The organism is Burkholderia sp. Ac-20344 (genome assembly GCF_017104975.1).
Classification (GTDB): domain Bacteria; phylum Pseudomonadota; class Gammaproteobacteria; order Burkholderiales; family Burkholderiaceae; genus Burkholderia.
The window spans coordinates 1-761 of sequence record NZ_JAAGPP010000397.1; the positions used below are offsets into that span (position 1 = coordinate 1).

Here is a 761-nt window from a genome sequence, read left to right on the forward strand (position 1 = left end):
CGTGGGAGAAAACAATGGGCTGGCCACTGCCCCAGTCTTTATAAAATATGTCGACGCCGTCCTTCGTTCTGACCGTATGCATGGCATTGCCTCCTTGTTGGTTGCCCCTGCTCGCCGGGACGGTAGCGTTGGTGGCGGCGTCCGCCGCGCGGGACATCGAAAGCCATGCCGCGATCGACGCGGTGGCCTTCAGCATGCCGCGCCTTGTCGCCATCATCACCGGTTCTGTCGTGTCGTTCATTGCGCTTCTCCGCGGTTCTCCCACATCACCCTGCCAAGGAACGTCAGCGTGCGGTCCCAGGCTTGCTCGGCCCACAACGGATCGAACTGCGTTCGCGAAATGCGACCGGGTCCGATTGCCGTCTCGTTAGCGAAGTCGAAGGCACGCTCCCCGACGTTGATCCAGACGACATCGCGCAACACTTCTCGCCGCGCGGCGTTGACTGTCGTCGTACCAAAACGGCACGCCGCAAGGGACAAGGGCGTCGGGGATATCTGCGCCATGATGCGATCTCCGGATCGGGTGAACTCCAGACTGTCTAGCCGTGGACGCGTCCGTGGCTCTTCCGGCGTCCGGCTAGTGACGTATGACTCACCTCCACTTCCGGCCGGTCGGCCGCGGAGATTCGTTCATTAATTATTTCTTGAAACTTCAATCTCCAGCTACGTAAAATCGGCAAGTGTCGCCTGAACTTGGCATGGCAACCCCACGTGAAGTGCCGCCCAAGGAGCAATCCATTGACGAAGCTGGTCTGCCCGGA

At 60.3% G+C, this 761-nt stretch carries 2 pseudogenes; both read right to left on the reverse strand.

The window, feature by feature from the left end:
* A pseudogene (locus G3N64_RS39340) lies at positions 1–241 on the reverse strand (alpha/beta hydrolase); the annotation flags it as partial.
* Positions 238–375, reverse strand: a pseudogene (locus G3N64_RS39345) (dienelactone hydrolase family protein); the annotation flags it as partial. The pseudogenes G3N64_RS39340 and G3N64_RS39345, both read right to left, overlap by 4 nt.
* Positions 376–761 lie beyond the last annotated feature (386 nt).